General features: G+C 42.1%; 13 protein-coding genes. All 13 read left to right on the forward strand.

What is annotated here, in order from left to right; all coding sequences use genetic code 11:
- Positions 1 to 3 precede the first annotated feature (3 nt).
- The 13 genes from BVC88_RS01050 (at position 4) to BVC88_RS01105 (ending at position 15,119) form a co-directional block, all read left to right on the forward strand.
- Positions 4 to 2,031 carry an LruC domain-containing protein gene (locus BVC88_RS01050; RefSeq protein ID WP_075348789.1) on the forward strand — a complete coding sequence of 676 codons (2,028 nt, stop codon included), beginning with the start codon at positions 4 to 6 and terminating at the stop codon, positions 2,029 to 2,031.
- Positions 2,032 to 2,250: 219 nt separating this feature from the next.
- The gene (locus BVC88_RS01055) at positions 2,251 to 3,012 is read left to right on the forward strand and encodes a sugar transferase (RefSeq protein WP_075348790.1); all 762 of its coding nucleotides are present in this window, start codon (positions 2,251 to 2,253) and stop codon (positions 3,010 to 3,012) included.
- Complete coding sequence (locus BVC88_RS01060) at positions 3,012 to 4,181, forward strand: acyltransferase family protein (RefSeq protein ID WP_083638969.1); 1,170 nt, start codon at positions 3,012 to 3,014, stop codon at positions 4,179 to 4,181. The genes BVC88_RS01055 and BVC88_RS01060 overlap by 1 nt, the downstream gene beginning before the upstream one ends.
- Positions 4,178 to 4,885 (forward strand): TolC family protein, encoded by a 708-nt coding sequence (locus BVC88_RS01065; protein WP_175574358.1) that lies wholly within the window; start codon positions 4,178 to 4,180, stop codon positions 4,883 to 4,885. The genes BVC88_RS01060 and BVC88_RS01065 overlap by 4 nt, the downstream gene beginning before the upstream one ends.
- Positions 4,886 to 4,888: 3 nt before the next feature.
- Entirely contained in the window at positions 4,889 to 6,931 is a 2,043-nt protein-coding gene (locus BVC88_RS01070; protein WP_075348793.1) for a GumC family protein, read from the forward strand.
- A gap of 10 nt (positions 6,932 to 6,941) precedes the next feature.
- On the forward strand, positions 6,942 to 8,072 hold the full coding sequence (locus BVC88_RS01075; protein ID WP_075348794.1) for a glycosyltransferase: 1,131 nt from the start codon (positions 6,942 to 6,944) through the stop codon (positions 8,070 to 8,072).
- 124 nt (positions 8,073 to 8,196) lie between these two features.
- Positions 8,197 to 9,636, forward strand: coding sequence for an O-antigen ligase family protein (locus BVC88_RS01080; RefSeq protein WP_075348795.1), 1,440 nt, complete (start codon positions 8,197 to 8,199; stop codon positions 9,634 to 9,636).
- A 1-nt stretch (position 9,637) separates the two neighbouring features.
- Positions 9,638 to 10,816, forward strand: a complete 1,179-nt coding sequence (locus BVC88_RS01085) for a glycosyltransferase (RefSeq protein ID WP_075348796.1) — start codon at positions 9,638 to 9,640, stop codon at positions 10,814 to 10,816.
- The gene (locus BVC88_RS21245) at positions 10,813 to 10,953 is read left to right on the forward strand and encodes a hypothetical protein (RefSeq protein WP_175574359.1); all 141 of its coding nucleotides are present in this window, start codon (positions 10,813 to 10,815) and stop codon (positions 10,951 to 10,953) included. The genes BVC88_RS01085 and BVC88_RS21245 overlap by 4 nt, the downstream gene beginning before the upstream one ends.
- Positions 10,950 to 12,110, forward strand: coding sequence for a glycosyltransferase family 4 protein (locus tag BVC88_RS01090; protein ID WP_075348797.1), 1,161 nt, complete (start codon positions 10,950 to 10,952; stop codon positions 12,108 to 12,110). Before BVC88_RS21245 ends, BVC88_RS01090 begins: the two co-directional genes overlap by 4 nt.
- On the forward strand, positions 12,110 to 13,420 hold the full coding sequence (locus BVC88_RS01095) for an oligosaccharide flippase family protein (RefSeq protein ID WP_075348798.1): 1,311 nt from the start codon (positions 12,110 to 12,112) through the stop codon (positions 13,418 to 13,420). The genes BVC88_RS01090 and BVC88_RS01095 overlap by 1 nt, the downstream gene beginning before the upstream one ends.
- Entirely contained in the window at positions 13,417 to 14,223 is an 807-nt protein-coding gene (locus BVC88_RS01100) for a class I SAM-dependent methyltransferase (protein WP_075348799.1), read from the forward strand. Before BVC88_RS01095 ends, BVC88_RS01100 begins: the two co-directional genes overlap by 4 nt.
- The gene (locus BVC88_RS01105) at positions 14,223 to 15,119 is read left to right on the forward strand and encodes a glycosyltransferase family 2 protein (RefSeq protein ID WP_075348800.1); all 897 of its coding nucleotides are present in this window, start codon (positions 14,223 to 14,225) and stop codon (positions 15,117 to 15,119) included. Before BVC88_RS01100 ends, BVC88_RS01105 begins: the two co-directional genes overlap by 1 nt.
- The last annotated feature ends 43 nt before the right edge of the window (positions 15,120 to 15,162 follow it).

The following is a 15,162-nucleotide window of genomic DNA, read 5'->3' on the forward strand; positions in this document are numbered from 1 at the left end:
ACTGTGAAAAAATTATTTCTATATCTTCCGATTCTTCTTTTCGGCTGCGTCCCGGAGCCAGATTTTGTAAAGAATCCAAAAGTAGAGCAGTCAGAGAGTGTATATGGCGACTTCAATTTTGCTTTGACAGAAAACCGAACAATCAATCTCAGCTTTACTGATCAAAATGGGGCCGCACATCAAGGCATTAAAATCGAATTGAAGCATCCCGATTCAGACCAAGTATTATTTAAAGGAGTGACCAATTCAACCGGTCAATTAGTTTCAGAAATTTCTTTGCCGACAGCGCTTGATCGAGTGATAATGGAAGCCAATTATATCGGGATTCCAAACCGTTTGATTCTTCCTATTCAGAATAAATCAATCAAACTTGATTTTAGAGGAGCTGTCAATTTGGACCAAGTGATCTCCTATGAAATTGATCCACGCACAGAAAGTAGCCGACTGACTAATGCGAGAGTCACTGCCGGCCCCACTATTAAATATGCAGCAGCCTATGATAATAATGGTGTTCCTGCCAATCTAGAACCCACCTTGGACTATATTTCCGCGAGTGTTTTGCAAAATATTAATGCATCGCTACCCGAATCTCAACCTGTACCGCAGTTTCATCCGACTTACCTTGCGGATGGGAAAAAGACGACCTTAGATATAGTGGAGCAAGCGGATGTTTGGTTGACTTTCGTACACGAAGGCGCTGGCTGGAGAAATTCGATTGGGTTCTACACCTATACCACGAGTCAGCCTCCAAGATCACTTAATGATATCAGTTCGATTACGGTGCTTTTTCCAAACCTCTCTGCCAAAGGTAGTGGAGGTAATCTAAAATCAGGTCAAAAAGTAAGGTTAGGCCGGTTCGAGCCAGGAACATCTGTTGGAATAGTACTCCTTGCCAATGGTTGGAATGGATCGGAGGTAAAGGACTTCTATCATACCGTTTTTGCAGATAAAAATTTAAATCCTGAGCCGGATGCAAAGTTAAAGCAGCATAACGTGTTGCTTTGGGATGAGGAAAATAAACTATTCTTACTTGGTTTTGAAGATGTAAGAAGAGATGATATTCCATTTAAATGTGATCAGGATTTTAACGATGCTATCCTTTTTGTCTCCTCAAACCCAGTACGAGCCATCAGCACGGTAAACGTAAGTCCGGTAGACAAACCAGGCACATTGGATCGGGATGGTGACGGAATCAATGATAACTTGGATGAATATCCTGACGATGCAACCAAAGCTTATGATAGCTATTATCCTTCTGCTACCAGCTATGGATCTTTTGCTTTCGAAGACAACTGGCCCGAAATGGGAGATTATGACTTCAATGATTTAGTGGTTGATTACCAATTCCGACACACGCATAATAGTGCCAATAAGGTGGTGGAGTTTGAATCAAAATTCAAATTCAGAGCGATTGGAGCAGGATTCAGAAATGGCTTTGGCTTTGGGACTGAGCTTTCCCCGTCTGATGTAAAAAGTGTAGCAGGTCAGCGCATAGGTCCGAACTTGATCAAAAACAGTGCGAATGGAACAGAGTCTAATCAAACCAAAGCGGTAATCATTGTCACGGATAATGCACATGAGCTTTTTGGCTCCTATGGATTTGTAAATACTGATCCCAGCGCTCAGGATATTACACCAGTTGAAGTGAAATTGACTATCAAATTAAATGCGGCTAAGCTACTTTCAGAAATTGGAGCTGCACCTTATAATCCATTTCTGATTGTTTCTCAGGATAGAGGAAGGGAAGTTCATTTGCCGAGTTACAAGCCTACAAGTTTAGCATCTGCAGGTTATTTTGGGACTGCTAATGACAATACCAATCCAGGACAGAACCGATATTATACTTCGAAAACCAGTTTGCCTTGGGCCATACATATTCCGGAGAGCTTTGATTATCCGAAAGAGAAAACGGACATCCGCGGTGGACATCTACGATTTGATAATTGGGCTAAAAGCACCGGATATACCTACATGGACTGGTACCGTCCACAGATTGGCTATCGCGATAATGCCAAGCTCTTCAAAAAATAAGAATTGAAATACGCCTCACCTCAAGACCCTAGCTGATATAGTTAGGGTCTTTTCTTTTTGAAGTAAATCTTGCAAAAAGGTCTTTTTTTAAGAATAAAAGCACTTTTTCACTAATCGGGGAAAAGTAACTACTCATCGGCGAAAGGCTGGCATTCACCTTAATATCCCTTCCAGAAAATGCCTACGGGCTAGTTTTGTAACATCTAATTATTACTATCTATGACTGCAAGACCAAAAATCCCTTTGGCTAAAAGAAGCTTTGACATCCTTGTCTCAGGAATGCTTTTACTGCTGCTTAGCCCGCTCTTTTTAATCGTTGCGCTATTAATCCGATTAGAGTCCAAAGGGCCAATTTTCTATTATGCCTATCGGGTCGGAATGAATTACCACACCTTCAAATTCTACAAATTCCGATCTATGCGTACAGACGCAGATCAATTGGTAGATAAAATGAAGCATCTGAATGCTTACAGTAAAACGGAGGAAAAGGATACTTCCTGGACTCCCCTTAATAGAAGTTTAATTGTTTCCATTTCTGAAGATGCTATTCGAGTAAAAGATATCGGTGTCATCGCCGAAAATGCTTATGAGGCACAAAAGTCTGGTGCTTCAGCTCAAGCCTTTGTCAAATTCAGCAATGATCCTCGAATCACCAAAGTGGGCAAATGGATCCGCAACCTCAGCATCGACGAGCTTCCTCAGTTGGTTAATATTCTTGTTGGAGATATGTCCTTGGTCGGAAATAGACCTCTGCCCCTATACGAGGCGGAGCAATTGACTTCCGACGAGGCGATTGGCAGATTTATGGGACCGGCAGGTTTGACCGGACTATGGCAAGTGACCGAACGTGGCAAAAAGGATGTGGACGCTGCCTCACGCTGCAACTTGGATATCTTCTACGCTCAGAATCACAACTTCTGGTTGGATTTGAAAATCCTGATCAAAACTCCTCTTGCTGCTATTCAACACGAAAACGTCTAATGATGCACTTTCTTAGATCCCTTTCCTCAAGCTTAACCAGAAAGCCATCCACAGGGAAGTTTATTCCCTTTATTGATGGCCTTCGATTTTTGGCGATAGTCCCTGTGATTTTTCAGCATGCCAATGAGCGCCTTTTCAAGTATGGTTCTTTACCCCAATTAAGTGAGTTAGAACAGCAAGTCTCATTTCTCATTTCCAGAGGGACTGTTGGAGTCTTTTTGTTTTTTGCGATCAGTGGATTTGTCTTGAGTCTTCCGATAGCCAAGTCTGGGAAACGGGAGCAGTTCGGGGAATATTTGAAGCGAAGAGCCTATCGCATCGAGCCACCATTTCTTTTTTGGATGAGCATTTGTGCGATGATTCTTTTAGTGATGGGAAGCTATCCACCGATCGAGCTGTTGAAACATTTTCTAGCCTCGATTACCTACACACATCAGCTTTTCTATCAAGAATACTCCATCATCAATCCCGTTGCCTGGTCACTGGAGGTGGAAATTCAGTTTTACCTGCTTGCCCCATTTATTGCCACAGCCTATTTCCGCAATCAGAATTTCACTCATAGAAGAATAGGACTCCTGGCTGTAATTCTTGGCTGGATTGCTATTCAGCATCTTTTGGGTTGGCATATAGCTCCATTTAAAGCTACTCTATTAGGACATTTACCACACTTTCTGATAGGCATGCTAGCCGCAGACTTGTACCGATATCCGGTAAAAGCATTCGAGGACTTTAAGTATTGGGATTTATTGTTTCCGGTTTTTGGGTTACTCTTGGCTTTCACTTGGACAGCGGAATTCCTCAAGACCTTGGTCTTTGAATTTGCGCTGCTTGGAATTTTCTTATCAGCATTTTATGGTCGATTGACGCATCGGTTTTTATCGATTTCATGGGTGGCCATCATCGGAGGAATGTGCTACACGATCTATCTGATCCATCTCCCAATCCTCGAAGGCTTCTATTCATTCGTCGGTAGATTTGGTCAGTGGTCAGGCTATTTCGGTCAGTTATCGATAACGCTCAGCATAGCGCTTCCGCTGCTCTTTCTTTGTAGCATCATTGCATATCGATGGATCGAGCAGCCATTTATGAAGAAGGTGAACCACTCAAAAAAGTCAACCTTAATTCCAAAGCTCCAAAATCCACGAGAAGCGCAAACAGCGAACTCATGAAAACTATTGTATTATTATTTTTACTTCTACTGAGCACCACTTTAGCCTCGGCCCAGGATTTTCAGGGTTTGACGATGGAGCGACTTCGGCCGCTGGAGGTATTGATTCAGGATGCATTGGCAAATGCTCCATTAATTAACAGACTTAGTAAAGGTCAAGCCCAGAAGGAGCAAGAAATCATGCTCAACCGCAAAGCCTGGATGCAGCACGTAGCACTTACCGGTGGATATAATTATGGTAATGGAGTAGTTGCCGACAATTTGGTCTCTCCTGTGGATAACCAATCGGTATTCCGAACCAGTACTTTTTCCACCTACAGTATGGGAATTTCACTTCGACTTCCGATCTCTGAATTTACTACCCAAAAGAATAAGGTAAAGATCCATCAATTGGCAATCGAAGAGTTGGAATATCAAAAGGAAGACCTCCGGAATGTAATCACCGAAGAAGTAATCAAGCGCTACAATTCACTGGAGCGAGCTTTGACGACGATCAAACTTCAAGCCCTGAAAGTGGAAGCAAATGAAGCGGCGGTACAGGTGACTGAGACTTATTTTAAATCCGGAACCGCAGACATTGATCAATACCGAATGGCTTTGGACATCCTGACTACGGCCAAGATTGAGTTAGAAAAAACTAAAAGCGATGCTTGGTACTACAAGCGGACTTTGGAAGAAATCGTAGGTGCATCTATTCTAAACTAAGACATGAGCTTTATCCAAATTATCCGACTACTGGTGCGCTTTGCACCTTACATTTTGATCTCGGCTTTTATCATGGCTGGAGTGACTGCACTGATGACTATGAATTCTAAAAAAGAATACAAAAGTCATACGCTCTTGAATACAGGCCTGATCTCAGGCTATAACATTGAGAGTAATAAGGGAGAGCGAATCGATTATGCATTCACCAATAATGAGATGGAAAATCTCATCAATATTGCTAGCTCTTTTGAGACAAACAAAGAATTATCTGCACGCATTTTAGCCGATTTGATGCTTGCTCAAGCCAATGGAAAAAAGCTTTTGCTTGCGGAAAACCTTCCTGAATGGTATAAAATTTTGGAAGAAATCCCTTTCCAAATTAACAATTCAGATGATCCTGAGCGAGTGTACCAGCAGATCATTGCCATTGCAGAGGCGGATAAAGAGAATGCCATCTACAAATTGATGAATTCTAAAAACCCGTTTATCGGGCTGGAGCAATTGGAAAATCTTAAAGTAGCACGCGAAGGAAGTTCGGATATGATTCGGATCGAATACACGTCGATTGATCCTTACCTAAGCCAACGTGTCTTGAGTTTGTTGACAGACATTTTCATTTTCAAACAGCAGAGTATCAAAGAAGGACAAACCGATTCGGTGATTAATTTCTTCGAAGAAGCTACCCAAAAAACCCTGGCTAGACTTCAAGGTGCAGAGGATGAACTATTGAAGTTTCGGGTGAAGAATCAAATCATCAACTACTATGAACAGACCAGGTTCATCGCCGGAAACAAAGAAGAACTGGAAAAACAATATCAAGAGCAGCTTCGAATCAAAGCAGCAGCAGAATCTGCCTTGACTCGCGTAAATCTTGAGATTAAAGACAAGCGTATAATCTCTTCCCTCCAAAATCAAATCGCTGTAAATCAGGGCAAATTAGCAGATTACAATTTTGCTTTGATGGAACTTGATTTAATCAATGACAACGAAAAAGAAGATCCAAATCAAGCACTTCGAGGAGAGCTTCAGGCCAAAATTGGTGCGCTTCGGGCAGAAGTGATGGGAGCGACTTATGCCGTTGTAGATGCCAATCAAACCTCTGATGGCTTGCCAACTCAAAATTTACTTTCCCAGTGGTTGAGCTCAGTGATTACCAAAGAAGAGTCCACTGCTAAAATCCAAGTGATGGATCAGCGAATGAAAGAATACGATCAGATCTACGATCGATTTGCTCCGCTCGGCTCGACTTTGAAAAGATTAGAAAGCGAAATCGATGTGGCCGAACGGGAATATTTAGAAAACCTTCACTCCTATAATCAAGCGCGACTTCATAAATACAATATGGAAATGTCCAGCAATCTGAAGGTAATCGATAAGCCCTTCTACCCTGCCCAGGCTGAAAAATCTAAAGCACTCATGATGCTGGTTCTTTCATTCATTGTTGGTTTGGTAGTTCCGAGCGGAGTATTGATTGGTGCAGAAGTGCTAGATGGAAGTCTGAAAAGCCCCAAAAATGCGAGAGAACAAACTGGCCTTTCGGTTGCAGGTTTGCTCCCCCTTTATCCAAAAAACAAAGCAAAAAGTCCAGTTGATTTTGATACGCTGGATAGACAAGCCATGAACCTTTTCCTTCAGGAACTGAAGGTAGCAGCAACTGCCAAGGAAGGGAAAAATATCGTCTCTGTTTGTAGTATTCATCCTTTGGAAGGAAAAACCACTTTAATTGAAAAAATCCAAGCCTTTATTGAGACTTACTGTCCATCGGAACTGGATTCATTTGAGTTTAGAGAAATCCCTTCTTTGCTCAACAATCCTTATGTAAATGAGGAGATCAAAGATACCCAAATTCACTTGATGGTATGTAGAGCAGACCGTAAATGGACGGAAGCGGATCAGCATGCGCTGAAGGTGTATAAAAAGTTTGTGGGTATAAAGCCAATGCTTTTACTCAATCGAGTTCGAACAGATATCATGGAAGATATCACTGGTGAAGTTCCAAGAAGAAGAAGCTGGCTTCGTGCAAAAATCAAATCCCTCTTAAGTTAATCTCAAATTTATGCAGACCATCATCTGTCAAAGTTTTCCCGCATGGGATACCCCTTATGTGAAATCTACCTTGGAATTGATCACCCGAATGGCTGAAACCCATCGGGTAATCTTTCTGGATTACCCTTACACCGTAAAAGATTTGATTCAAAATCAGCATGCGCCCAAAGCCTCATTGCTGGGAAAATCCGGAGGAAAACGGATAATGGAAACTGCTTTTGGATCCATCGAAGTGTACAATTCTAAACCGATGATCCCTGTGAATTGGATCAATAGCCCAATGCTTTTTAAAGTCATTATGGGAATCAATGCATTCATTCAGTCTTTCACGATCAAATCAATTTTAAAAACTGTTGATCCTGAGCAGACCAATTTGATCAATGCGTTCAACCCGGTTTATGGCTATTTCACGTCCAAATACTGGAAAGGAATATCCACTACCTATTATTCCTATGACAATTTAGAAGCGACAGTTTGGGCCGGAAAGTGGGGGAAAGAATTTGAAGGGAAATTCCTGAAAAAAGCAGATCAAGTCATTGTCAGTTCCAAGGGATTATTGGATAAGTTTCAGGGGAAACATCCCAAGATTCAATGCGTGAAAAATGGGGTCAACTTGGGCAATTTTACCAAAGTGAAAACCGAAAAAACTCAAAACAAAAAGATAGGCTACCTGGGAGCATTTGATGATCGAATTGATACCCAGCTGATGATCGAATCAGCCTTGGCTTATCCAGGCTATACATTTGAAATACTTGGAGATCAAAAAGTCAACTCAGAAATTTTCCCATCCAATATTCAATTTCTTGGCGCTAAACCTCAGGACCAGCTAAATGCAATCCTTCAAAATTGGGATGCAGCACTTATTCCATTTATAAGAAATGAATTTACCCAGTCCATATATCCCCTCAAAATCAACGAGTATTTGGCAGCGGGCAAACCCGTGATCAGTACTGATTTTGCGGATTTGTTGGATTTCAAAGGAATGGTAAAAGTCTGCACTACTCCGGAGGATTTTATTTCTGGAATCGCCAAAGAAATCCGATACAATAATCGCTTAAAGATCAGTAAGCGAATTGAATTTGCCCGACAAAACAGTTGGGAATCACGCACACAACAGTTTCTTCAAGCCCTAGCCTCCTAATTGGAGGCTTTTTCATTGATCGGGGATCCTTGCACATTCGTCTGTTGATCCCCGTCACTCATCGGAATATTCCTTCCCAAAGTGTGCTCTGGGGTACTTTTGAGGTATTAAAGCAATCAAAGAAATGCAACCTCAACACTTAACATTCAAAAAATACGGAGCCACTCAATTCCTCAGCGGATTGGGAATCCTGGGATTAGTTGGATTTTGGTTGTTTGGTCTTTCGATGATCAAATTCATGGGACTTACCGGGGTGATTGTTCTTTTAGGATTACCCTTCGCAGTGGCGCTTTTGGCTTACCTCTGGAGTCGACCAAAAGCAACTGTTTGGATGAGTTTGATCATGGGCTTTTTAATCTCGGGAGTAGGAAGATATGTCAATGCTCCTTGGGGTCTGTCTATCGATATCCTGCTATTCTTCGGACTGCTTGTCATTTCCATCAATAAGGCGATCAAGATCAATTGGAAATTGGCTAAGACAGACTTAGTCATCTTTTCATTGGTTTGGATGGCTTATTTGTTTTTAGAGCTATTCAATCCGGCAGGAAACGGACCGGAAGCTTGGTTTTATGCCATGCGTGGCATTGGTTTTTACCAAGCTATGGCTGTTCCTTTAGTGTATTTGATGTTCCGCGAGGAAAAGGATTTTCATACGTTTTTGAATATTCTCATTATACTTTCTTTGGCTGGAACGGTATGGGGCTTTAAACAACAAATCATTGGTGTCGATGCTGCTGAGTATCGCTGGCTTTGGGATGAAAATCACCAGGATGAGCATATCCTACACGGGGTGCTTCGGGTATTTTCTTTCTATTCTGACGCTGGTCAATTTGGTGCTTCGCAAGCCATGATGGCTATGCTGATGGGAATCCTCGCGATGGGTCCATTCTCTATTGGAAAGCGAATTTGGTATGCGGTTTTGGCGATTGTATTCTTCCTTGGATTTGCGATTTCCGGTACTCGTGGGGCTTTGGCTGTTCCACTTTTTGGAGGCTTAGCTTATTTGATCACCACTAGAAATTTCAAAGTTTTAATCGGTGGGGTTAGTGCGATGCTGCTGGTATTCTTTATTCTGAAATACACCTTCATGTTTCAAGGCGTAGAGCAAGTAAGAAGAATGCGCACAGCACTTGACCCTGAAAACCCTTCCCTTCAAGTTCGACTTGAAAACCAAAGAACCTTTGGAAGATACTTAGCTGACAAACCATTTGGTGGAGGAGTCGGCACTGCAGGATTTTGGGGAGCTCGATTCAATCCAAATTCGCTGATGGCAAATACTGCCACAGATAGCTGGTATGTGAAAATCTGGGCTGAAACGGGCATCGTTGGGCTGGCTATTCACCTGAGTTTCTTAGGATATGTGCTCGGTAAAGGCGGCCACATTTGCATGAGCTTAAGGGACAAAAAGCAAAAAACTTACGCCATGGCCACTTATGCCTGTATTGTCGGAGTCGTCTTTTCCAGCTATGGCAATCAGGTCTTTGGCCAAATGCCAACTGGGATGATCATGAATCTGGCAATCCCATTCTTATTTCTAATTCCTAATTGGACAAAAAAACAGTAATATGAACACTTTACTTTCAATCCTTTCAGCTTCAATTCTCAGCTACTTATTTTTAAGTGCAGGCTATCAGTTGATCTTGGCTTTTGCATCAAAGACCTATAGAAAACCAATTTTTTCGAAAGAAAATGAGGAAAAACCCTTGGTAATCGTAGTGCCGAGCTATAAGTCAGACGCTACGATCATCGAGTCTACAAAGGCAAATCTTGCACTTTGTGCAGCACATAAAAACATTTGCTATCTGGTTATAGCAGATTCACTTCAATCTGAAACCCGGGCTTCGCTTCGAGTGATGGGCGCTCAAGTATTAGAGGTTGCCTTTGAAAAAAGCACTAAAGTAAAATCCCTAAAAGCAGCGGTTGATTATTTGTCTACTCGCGAGGCTTTCGATACCGTATTAGTTTTGGATGCAGACAATGTGCTTCACCCAGACTTTTATGAGGCGATTCTTTCCAATCGTGCAGCAGGTCATCAAGTAATTCAAGGCGAGCGATTACCGGCGAATCTAAATACCGGAATGGCAATTTTGGATGGTTTGTCTGAAAAAGCAAACCAAGAAATGCTTTGCAAAGGAGCCAATCAATTGGGTCTTTCCAGCAAGTTGACTGGTTCAGCCATGGCTTTAGACTTTGAAGTTTTTGCGGAGTTTATACCACGATTAAATGCTATTGGAGGATTTGATAAGGAGCTTGAGCTTTTATTGACAGCGAAAAGCGTCTGGATTCAGTATGCTCCTGACCTTGCCGTTTATGATGAAAAAGTAAGTAACACTGCAGACTTTGCTAAGCAACGTGGCAGATGGCTAGAGAGTCAATATACCTTCTTCAAAAAATCAATCGGTCCAGCGATCAAGCAAGTGTTTGCAGGAAATTTTGACTACCTGCACAAAAGCCTTCAATTGGCGCTACCTCCCCGTGTTTTGGCCCCTATTGCTTTGGTGATGTTAAGCTTGATTAATCTGATTTTAGGGTTTTCAGTCTTGGCATTGGGAAGTCTAGTTACACTTTTCATTCTACTTGGATCCTATTTCATCGTCTTGCCTCAGTCCATGTGGTTAGCTCAGTCAGCGATTATTTTCAAAGCGATACCGGGACTTTTTGGTGCAGGGATTAAATCATTGACTTGGATGAAGCGATCCAAAAAAGAGTTTTTGCACACCAAGCATAACCCTATCAACTCATGATCACCGAAGGAGTGCCTTGGATCATTCTTCTTCCGCTTGCCATTTTATTCTTGGTCTGGGGAGTTAGGAACAGTAAAGCAGAGTTGGCAGCGTCCACGTTGAAAATCAAAAAAAGTAAAAAATCGAAGAAGTCATGAAACCAAAATTAGCGATACTACTCATTGTTAAATCACTTCCCTGGAGATTCAAAGGAGGCATTCAAACCCATACTTGGGATCTAGCGCAAGCTTTGCAGCAAAAAGGAAATGAGGTAACCGTACTCACAGGTGGTTCATTTTTTCAAAAGGAAAAAGTAATACAGCGAGATGGAATTACGATCGTGGACCTTCCTTATTTTCCTGGTAGATATGTTCCCTTTATTTCTTTTTTGGCAGAAGAGTTTGCTTTTAATCAGCAAGTAAAAAGCTGGGTGAATGCCAATCATGCAGCATTCGATATCATTCATGCGCAGGGAAGAAGTGGGTATTTATTGTATCAAAATCCTACGCTTCATGCTAAAATTATCCAGACGATTCATGGGATGACAGGGATCGAATCTAAGTCCGATACCAATCAAAACTTGAACACCAGACTTCATCGATTTTTTGCTGAGAAATGGGAAAATAGGCTGCTTCAAGTTTCCAGCAAAGCGATCGCAGTTAGTGAAGATTTAAGAACGTCTGTGATTCAAAAAAACGAAGGATCGGCTACAAAAATCAATGTAATTCCAAATGGTGTCGGTCAATTGATCCAAGATTCTAAAAAAGGATACAATCAAGTAGTAAATCGGTTTGTATTTGTGGGAAGACTTCATCCTGTGAAAGGACTTGCTCCTTTGGTTCAAGCCTTAGCAAAATCTGAGCAGAAAATCTATCTGGACATCATTGGAGAAGGACCACAGCGAGAGGAATTAGAAGCTCTGGTATTAAGGTTGAATTTGCAGCATCAGGTACGTTTTCTGGGAGCTTTCGAAAACTCAACCATCCAGCATTTGCTTCCTCACTACAAAGGTTTGGTACTTCCATCGGTCTATGAATCTCAGGGGATCGTTTTGCTTGAGGCCAATCTTCAAGGGATTCCGGTGATCGCATCTGACCTGCCATCTATCCGGGAGAGTGTCACTCCAGGCTTTAACGGGATGCTTTGTGATCCAAATCAGCCCGAGGCTTTTACCGAAGCCATGAGCTTTCTACTAGCTAATCCCGTAGATGCCAAACGCATGGGGACGCAAGGCAAACAGCGCGTAATCGAAGATTACTCTTGGAACACCATCGCAGATCAAACCATTGCCCTTTACCATCAAATTGCCAGCTAATGAAATCGCTTCTAAAAAGTAAATTGATTTCTGGTACCGTCTTAGCACTTGGAGGGCAGGCAGCTTTCTTGATGAGCAACATGATCTTGTTTCTTGTCGTGGTTCGGGAGTTTTCGCAGGCAGATTTCGGAGTTTGGGGATTGTATCTGACCATTATCGCCTTGCTGGATGGACTGCGACAGGGACTTTTACAAAATGGATTGACTCGCTTTTTGATCATCAATCCGGCATCTGAAAAGCAGATCCTCGGTGCTGGACTTTTCCTTCATCTTGTTTACATCGCTTTCGCTTCGGCGGTCTTAGCAGTTTTTGCTGGGCCAATTGCTCAGTTTTGGAATATGCCTAGCATGGAAGAGTTGCTGAAGCTTTCTTTCCTTCCTTTGATGAGTATTGGTACGATTCAGGGCCTTTCTGTGTTATGCTTTGCCAAAGGTAAAAGTGCCGCTTATCTCCTACTTAATCTTAGCTATCTGATTGCATTTGTACTGGGCCTTGGTCTGGTTTTTTGGAATGGTGAGCTAAGCTTGACCTCTATTCTTTGGGTCCAGGGTTTCGCTTGTCTTTTCCCATTGGGTCTAGCTAGATTTTTTGCTCTAGGGAAAATTGGTTTTCCTACTTACCAGTGGATCAAAGAACTGCTCAGCTATGGCAAATACATTGCAGGTACCAACCTGTTTTCGTTGCTTTTTCAAAAGGCAGACATCTTTATGATCGGCTACTTTTTGAATCCTGCGGCGGTGGGATTATTTCACCTCGCGACTAAAATTATCCAATACATCGAGCTTCCTCTTTCGGCTTTGAGCCAAACGATTTATCCTCGATTGGCGGCTACTCACCGATCAAATGATGTCACTCAACTAAACACGGAATATGGCCGCGGAATACTGCTTTTATTTGTACTGTTAGCTCCTGCAGCACTTTTGGTTTTGTTTTTTGCAAGTCCGATAGTGACGCTACTGAGTTCAGAAGAATACCTGGGAACTGTCCCTTTATTGATGATTTTGGTTCCGGCCACTTTGATCAAACCTTGGGGAAGGGTCTTCGGATTGGCGCTGGATGCAGTAGGGAAACCGCAGGTAAACTTTCAAATGTTGGGATTCAGTTTGACGGTCAATATCATCCTGAATTTCATTTTGATTCAAGCTTTTGGCTTGATCGGCGCAGCTGCAGCGACAAGCATCAGCATCGTAGCGACGATCATCCTCGGACAGATTCGAATCAAAAAGTATTTGGAAGTTTCTTCGGGAATGGCGCTAATCTATTTTGCCAAACAGACACTTACTCAAAACTTTAAATTAAAAACGTCATGAATTTAACTTTCGGACAAGCACAGGTTTTTACCAGTTCCAGAATGAATCAATCTCCGATTCTATCGAAGGTTTTCAATCAAATTTTCGGCTATACCAATGTGGGTAATTACGCCAGGTTTACGATTTTCAAAAAATTGATCAAGGAGATCTCCTTTTCTGAAAAGCCAGAGATTCTAGATCTCGGAACTGGATATGGAGAATATGCCTTCAGCCTAGCGACAGCGATGCCAAAGGCGATTGTCCATGCCTTAGATATCGATGGAGATCGAGTAGCAACAGTAAATCAAGCGATTAGTAAATCCCGGATTTCCAATGTTCGAACGCATCATGCTTTCTTGGAAAACACGGCCATCTGCGATTTGGACTTTGTGTTTTCAGTCGATGTATTTGAGCATATTCTACCTGAGCAAATGCCATTTAAAACCGTCTATGAAAAGCTCAAGCCAGGAGGACATTTCCTAGTGAAAATTCCAAATGTTACTCAAAAGACTATTTTTCCGGAGCGCTATTTCGAGGAGCACCAAGATTGGTTGGAAGAGGAGCATGTAGGTCAAGTCTATGATTTGAAAGGTCTTCAGGAGCGTTTTGAATCAGAAGGATTTGAAATCGTTCATGCTTCCTACTCTGACGGAATCATTTCCCGCTTGGCTTGGGAGCTTGCCTATTTGGGTAAAAAAGCCGGGGTCATCACTCAATTGCTCAGCCTTCCGATTGCTAAAGGATTGATTCATTTGGATCGATTTTTCCACAACAAAAAAGATGGAAATGCCATCCAGGTCATTGGAAAAAAAGTTTATCCCTAATGAAAACCCCACTTGTCAGCATCATCACGGTTAATTACAAGCAACCCGAAGTAACCGGCGAGCTCTTGAAAAGTCTGGCGCAAATTAGTTACCCAAATCTGGAAGTGATTCTTGTGGACAACGAACAGTCCTTTTCAGATGAAGGCTATTATCAGCAGCTTTTTACTGGAATAAAAGTGATTAACTCTCCCGAAAATTTGGGTTTTGCAGGAGCAAATAATTTGGGTATCAAAGCTGCAAAAGGAGAATACCTGTTCTTTTTGAATAATGATACCGAATTGGAAAATGGAGTAATTGAAAAGCTACTTCAGGCTTTTGATTCTCCAAAAGTCGGGGCAGTATCTCCAGTATTACGCTATGCGGAAAACCCGGAGAAAATTCAATTTGCAGGATACACGCCCATTCATCCCCTTACAGGAAGAAATTCTCCGATGAAGGATTTGGCCTCACCAACTTTGGCTGAAACGCCCTATTTCCACGGAGCAGCTGTGATGATCCCAAAGCGGGTTCTGGATCAGGCAGGAAATATGGACGAAGATTATTTTCTCTACTATGAGGAATTAGACTGGTCGCAGCGGATTCGAGAGGCGGGCTATGAATTGAAAGTATTGAAATCTGTGCATGTCTTGCACAAAGAATCCATCAGTACAGGTAAAAACTCGCCGCTGAAAGTTTATTACCAGACTCGAAATCGAGTGCATTTTATGAGAAGAAACTTTGCAAATCCCTGGGGATTCCTTCTCTTTTTCTGCCTCGTTTCTCTGCCAAAAAATGTGATCAGCTTTTCCTTGAAGAAGCAAAAATCTCATCGAAAAGCATTTAATCTGGGCTGGAAACATGCCCTTTTAGAAAATCGTTTTGGGTCCATTGATCCCAAAATTCTAATTGCAGCATAATTCTTTATCGACCTCAAGAGTCATTCATCGAGGGATATTGTCG

The organism is Algoriphagus marinus (assembly GCF_001936475.1).
Taxonomy (GTDB): domain Bacteria; phylum Bacteroidota; class Bacteroidia; order Cytophagales; family Cyclobacteriaceae; genus Algoriphagus; species Algoriphagus marinus.